General features: G+C 67.5%; 5 protein-coding genes. 4 read left to right on the forward strand and 1 reads right to left on the reverse strand.

The window, feature by feature from the left end:
• Positions 1-197 precede the first annotated feature (197 nt).
• Both ACFRAH_RS13155 and ACFRAH_RS13160 read left to right on the forward strand, forming a co-directional pair.
• Positions 198-1,178: a hypothetical protein gene (locus ACFRAH_RS13155; RefSeq protein ID WP_377991320.1), complete on the forward strand. Its 981-nt coding sequence runs from the start codon at positions 198-200 to the stop codon at positions 1,176-1,178.
• Between the two features lie 65 nt (positions 1,179-1,243).
• The gene (locus ACFRAH_RS13160; protein WP_377991321.1) at positions 1,244-1,717 is read left to right on the forward strand and encodes a hypothetical protein; all 474 of its coding nucleotides are present in this window, start codon (positions 1,244-1,246) and stop codon (positions 1,715-1,717) included.
• Positions 1,718-2,106: 389 nt separating this feature from the next.
• Here the strand turns inward: ACFRAH_RS13160 and ACFRAH_RS13165 are convergent, their stop codons facing one another.
• Positions 2,107-2,760, reverse strand: coding sequence for a hypothetical protein (locus tag ACFRAH_RS13165; RefSeq protein ID WP_377991322.1), 654 nt, complete (start codon positions 2,758-2,760; stop codon positions 2,107-2,109).
• Between the two features lie 776 nt (positions 2,761-3,536).
• Here ACFRAH_RS13165 and ACFRAH_RS13170 point away from each other — a divergent pair.
• Positions 3,537-4,607, forward strand: a complete 1,071-nt coding sequence (locus ACFRAH_RS13170; RefSeq protein WP_377991323.1) for a LacI family DNA-binding transcriptional regulator — start codon at positions 3,537-3,539, stop codon at positions 4,605-4,607.
• Positions 4,607-5,602: an aldo/keto reductase family protein gene (locus tag ACFRAH_RS13175; RefSeq protein ID WP_377991324.1), complete on the forward strand. Its 996-nt coding sequence runs from the start codon at positions 4,607-4,609 to the stop codon at positions 5,600-5,602. Before ACFRAH_RS13170 ends, ACFRAH_RS13175 begins: the two co-directional genes overlap by 1 nt.
• The last annotated feature ends 87 nt before the right edge of the window (positions 5,603-5,689 follow it).

Genomic DNA, 5,689 nt, shown 5'->3' on the forward strand with positions numbered 1-5,689 from the left:
GGCCCAAAAACAAAAAACTGCGGGCGGCCTTCAATATTTACCCGGGGGGCGGGGGGCGCATTCCACTGTTTGCGCCGTGTTTTGGGGTGGATTTGGGGCCGCAACTGTACGTTCGCGCTCCCGGGGTTAATCCATTCGATGTATTATCTCTTCTGGCCGCGATTTTGCGCCGATCTTATACTCACCCAAGGAGCCCTGTGAGCCTGCCGGATCAAGCAACACGTCCCGCCGAGGTCACGCCCGCTCCCGGCAGAGATGCCTTGCGGGGCTGCCTGCTCGGAATCCTGGCCGGACTGCTCGGCCTGGGACCCTGGCTGGTCACCGGGGCGCAGCTGCCGCTGCAGAACCTGTGGGCCGCCGAGGTCCTGCCGCAGCAGATGCCCGTCTCGCTGCTGCCGCTAAGCCAGTACAAGCTGACCACGCTGGTGGGCCTGCTCACTGCCGGCGGTGCTGTTGCCGGGCTCGCCGTGCGCGCCTGGTCACCCGCCCGACGGCGGCTGGTGACGTGGTGCGCGGCATCCGGTGTTCTTGCGGTCCAGTTCACCGCTGCCGTGCAGTCATTCTCGGTGCTCGACGGCGGCCTGGCGGGCGGGTCGATGGCCGGCATCTATTTCGCCGGGCTGCTCGCCGGCGTCATCGCGTCCATGGCTGCGGGCCTCGTGGCACTTTTGCTCCTCAGTGCGAAGTCACCGGCCCTGGCGGCGCTGGGCGCCGGGCTCATGGCGGTGCCGTTCACGTCGTGGGCGGTGGGGTGGGTCGCCGCCTTCACCGGGCCGGCCAACCTCCCCGTGTGGGTGGCTTCAGCGGCACGCTGGCTCCCCGCGGTTCTCGTCGGCTGCGCCCTGGCATGGTGCGGCCTTCGTCCTGCGCGGCGGGCGGTTGTGTGGCTGGCGGACCTGGCCCTGCTGTGGGTGGTTCCGGCGTTGTTTATCTCCGTCAGCTATGTCCTCGGGACGCGCGCGCTGGCCGGTGACCTGCAGGAGATGCTGCTGATGAGCCGGCAGATCATGGCCGCAACCCTGGGACCCGCCGGCGGTGCAGGTCCCACCGTCCTGCTGGCCCTGGCCATCGGTCTGGCGGGGCTCGGTGTCATGACTGTTGCCGCTCCTGCTGTTGCCCGACGGCGGGCGGCTGCCACCCGCCGTCGGCCGCCCAAATCCGGTGGCAGCACCCCATAGGCCATGCGCTCCCCCGGTGTTAGATTCAAGGTGCTTTCGCCCTTCTGACCTGCAAGGAGCTTCCCGTGATCCTGATCGGCGGCCTTCCGGCCCACATTCTCCTGGTCCACGGGGTGGTCGTCTTCGGGCCGCTCGCCGGTCTTGGCGCCGTGGTGTACGGCCTGGCCCGGCCGACCCGCCGGTACCTCGCCTGGCCGCTCGGTGTACTGGCACTGATCCTTGCCCCGATGGCGCTGGTCACGGCCGCAGTCGGCGAGCAGCTGCAATCTGTCCGCGGCGCCACCGACGCCATCGCGGTCCACGCCCGGCAGGGCGACATCCTGAAGATCACCGCCGTCGTCTTCTTCTTCATCGTTGTGCTGATGCTGGCCGCCACCTTCACGCCGCTGGCCGAGCGGATCCCGGCACTGGCAGCATTCCAGCGGCCCCGTCCCGTCCGCATTGCGGCCTTGGCGGTCGGTGTGCTCGCAGGCCTCTTTGTCATCTACCAGAGCGTGATCACCGGGCATTCCGGCTCGTTCTCGGTCTGGGGCGGGTAGTTCCTGGGCAGCCTCTGCTTGTCTGCCGGCGGCTTCCGGCTGGGCCCCAAGGTCATTCCACCTTTTCCCAAGGACCGCCGGACACAGTTGCCTTACTCGCAACAGGTCAGCTGTCAGGGCAAGATGGCTGGTCCGGTCGCCGGGCCCGGAACGTCCCCCATGCATTTCGGGCTCGGCGGAAAGGCCCTCCGGCCGACCGCCAAAGTACCCCCGGAGCTGTGGCGCGCCCAAAGGTTTTTACAAGGTTGCCTGGCGAGAATTTTCTTGCCGGACACTCGTCTGCCGCGCGAAACCCGGCATGGCACCGGGAACGGTGGGCCCTCCCCGGGCCCGGTGCCTTCTCACCCGGCCCCTTGGAGCGGCCGGCATGCGGATGCCGGCTGTCAGCGTCAGGCGACCGTCCAGCGCCTGAGCGTGCTGTTGACCAGGCCGATGAGAACGGCCGTCCACCAGCAGGCCTGGGACATGCTGAGCGCGATGAGAAGTCGCAGCCGCAGCCGGCGGCCGAGTTCCCCGAAGCGTGTGCATGCAGGCAGGGCCAGCAGCTGGTGCATGGCCGGCGCGATGCTCAGGCCGTTGAGCATCAGCACCAGGACGCAGGCGAGCTTGACGACGGTGACGGGGTTGGTCAGATCGGGGTCGATCAGGGAGCCCGAGACCAGCAGCAGCGCGAGGCCGCCCCAGATCAGCGGCTTCGCGGCCGCCTCCAGCTTCCCGGACTCGTGCATCTGCACCTTGCCCAGCAGCCACAGCAGGCCCAGCCAGTCCACCACCAGGATGGTGCCGAACGAGAGCACGAGGGCGATGATGTGGATGGCGAGCCCGATCCGGTGGAGTTCCGGCCCGCAGTCAACAAAGTGCCCGACCAGCAGCGAGGCCGTCCATCCCGCCGTGCACAGGGCTCCGAGCAGAACCAACCGGATTCGCTGGCGCTTCCGGCGCGCCCGGACCTGCTTCGCCAGCGTCGCCTCCTTCCTGGCGGGCACCTCCTGAACGGGCTGCGGTTCGTGAAGCGTCGGGGCCGGCGGTGCTGCTGGGGACATGGAGGTGCCTTTCAAGGGGATGCCGGCGATGCGGGCCGGCAGATGGCCGCCGTGCTGCGATGCACAGGCGGCCTGCGAGGGGAGAGTGATGGTGCTTAGTTGGTGCGTAGTTAGGTAAACCTAAACCGGGAGATTACAGCCCGGGATCGAAATTAGGCAAATAAAATGTTCGCTAATTTCTCCAGCGGTTTTCCTAAGTCCATTGACTTGCCTAAGTACCGGCGCGGGCGGGACCGCCGCCGCATGCCCGGCAAGGGCAGGCCCTATCGGTTGACAGCGATGTTCCCCGACGGCGGGACAGACGGAAGCGGCCGCCGGGCAACCGCCGTCGTACTGGGATTTGGCCCCGGATCGACGACGATCCCAGGCAAGACCGCGGCCGGAGGTTGGGCGCAGGCTTCATTCCAGACCTGGCCGCCGGCCGCGGCGAGTACCGGAATGAACAGCAACGGAAGCCACTTCCTCACTATGCACCGCCTTCCACTCGCACCTGTCTTTAGCCTCGTGCCCCCACCATGGAAAAAGGACACCGGAACGCCCCCCAATCTGCTCCTGGCCACCCCCATCCGGGGGTGCGCCCGCCGGGTTTTCCTAGGTCCCGGCGGAAACACCCCGCGGAAAGCGCCCGGACATGGAGTGCACCCGCCGGTTCCGAGTTTTTGTACAGATATCGCGACTTGGAGGCCCCGGAAGTCGCGATATCTGTACAAAAACTCCAGTGGATTATCAACGCAAGCGCTTGCGTTAGCCATGCCTGTCCCGTAGCGTGGCTAGCTGTGACGGCGAAGATTGAAGAGGTTGCAGAGCGCGCGGGAGTGGCCGTATCCACCGTGTCCCGGGCGCTGCGTGACGTTCCCGGCGTATCGCTGGCCACCCGGCAGCGGATCAAGGACATCGCCGCGGAGATTGGATACCTGGCCTCGCCGAGTGCCGCACGGCTGGCAACCGGCGTGACGGGGACCATCGCGGTGATCGTCCCGGACGCAACCAAGTGGTTTTTCGGCCAGGTCATCTCAGGTGCCGGCGCGGCGCTCCGGGCGGCCGGGCGGGACGTGCTCCTTTACGAGCTCGGAGATGCGGACGGGCGCCGGCGCTTCTTTGCCGGGCAGACCCTGCGGGGGCGCGCCGATGCCGTTCTGGTCCTCTCGCTGCGGCTGTCCGAGGACGAGAGCCGGAGCCTGCGCGCCCTGGGGCTGCCGGTAGTCATGCTCGGGCAGGGCTCCGAGGCCTTCGCCAGCGTCCGTGTGGATGACCGGGCCGCCGCCCGGACCGCCGTCCGGCACCTGATCAACCTCGGCCACCGCCGCATCGGACTCATCGGAATTGACGACGCCGACGAGGTCACCACCGGCAGCACGCCTCCGCTTTCGCGGCTGGCCGGGTACCGCCAGTCCCTGCTGGCCGCGGGGATTGCGGTGGATGCCGAGTACGAGCAGTTCGGCCCCAATTCCGTATCCGGCGGGGCGGAGGCCATGACCCGGCTGCTGTCCGCGCCGGTCCTGCCGACCGCCGTCTTTGTCGGGTCCGACGAGATGGCGTTCGGCGCCCTCGGCGTGGTGCGCACGGCCGGAATGAGCGTCCCGCGCGACATTTCCGTCGTCGGCTTCGACAACCACGACCTCTCGGAGGTCATGGGCCTCACCACCATCGACCAGAACATCCGCGGGCAGGGGGCGGCGGCCGCCGAACTGCTGCTCGAAACCCTCAGCGCCGCGCCCGGGGCCGCCCCGGCTGACCGGCTCATCGACACCCGGCTGGTTCTGCGCAGAACTACCGCGCCGCCGTCGTCCGCTTCACCCAGCCCCGCACAAAGCCCCAACTCCCCAGCGAGAACGGAAGAGATCTAATGGAATACCGCAAGCTTGGTTCATCCGGAATGTATATCAGCGCCCTGGCCTACGGTAACTGGGTTACGCACGGCGAACAGATCGACCAGGAGGCCGCAAGCGCTTGCGTGCGGAAGGCCCTGGATCTGGGCATCAGCACCTTCGACACGGCTGACGCGTACGCGGGCACCCGAGCCGAAAGCGCCCTCGGCGAGGCGCTGCGCGGCACCCGCCGTGAAAGCCTGGAGATCTTCACCAAGGTCTATTTCCCCACAGGTGAGGGCAAGAACGACCGCGGCCTGTCCCGCAAGCACATACTGGAATCGATCAACGGCTCACTCACCCGCCTGGGCACCGACTACGTCGACCTCTACCAGGCCCACCGCTACGACTACGAAACACCGCTTGAGGAGACGATGCAGGCGTTCGCCGACGTCGTCCGTGCAGGCAAGGCCCACTACATCGGCGTCTCGGAATGGACCGTTGAGGAGATCCGGGCCGGAGCTGCCCTGGCCAAGGATCTTGGGATCCAGCTGATCTCCAACCAGCCGCAGTACTCCATGCTGTGGCGGGTCATCGAGGAGGAAGTGGTCCCGGCCAGCGTGGAACTCGGCATCGGCCAGATCTGCTGGTCACCGCTCGCCCAGGGCATCCTCACCGGCAAGTACCTGCCGGGGCAGGCCGCTCCGGCCCAGTCACGCTTCGCCTCCGAGGACGGATCCCTGAAGGAAAACCGCTATCTCAGCGAGGACATCCTGCAGCGCGTCCAGCAGCTGAGGCCCCTTGCGGAGGAGGTGGGCCTGTCCATGGCCGGCCTGGCCGTGGCCTGGGTGCTGCAAAACAGCAATGTCTCCGCGGCCATCGTGGGGGCGTCCCGGCCCGAACAGCTCGAGGACAACGCCAAGGCCGCCGGGGTCAGGCTCGACGACTCGCTGATGGCCCGGATCGACGAGCTGCTGGACCCCGTGGCCGAACGCGACCCGCAGAAGGTTGAATCCTTCAAGGAACGCCCCTAGCGGTCCGGAGTGCGGAATGTCCAAGCCGTCACTGGGTGACCGCCGCTGCGCTTCAACGCAGATCTCCCGGACACGGCCGGAGAGGCC

It is taken from the genome of Arthrobacter sp. NPDC056727 (genome assembly GCF_042790555.1).
Taxonomy (GTDB): Bacteria; Actinomycetota; Actinomycetes; order Actinomycetales; family Micrococcaceae; genus Arthrobacter.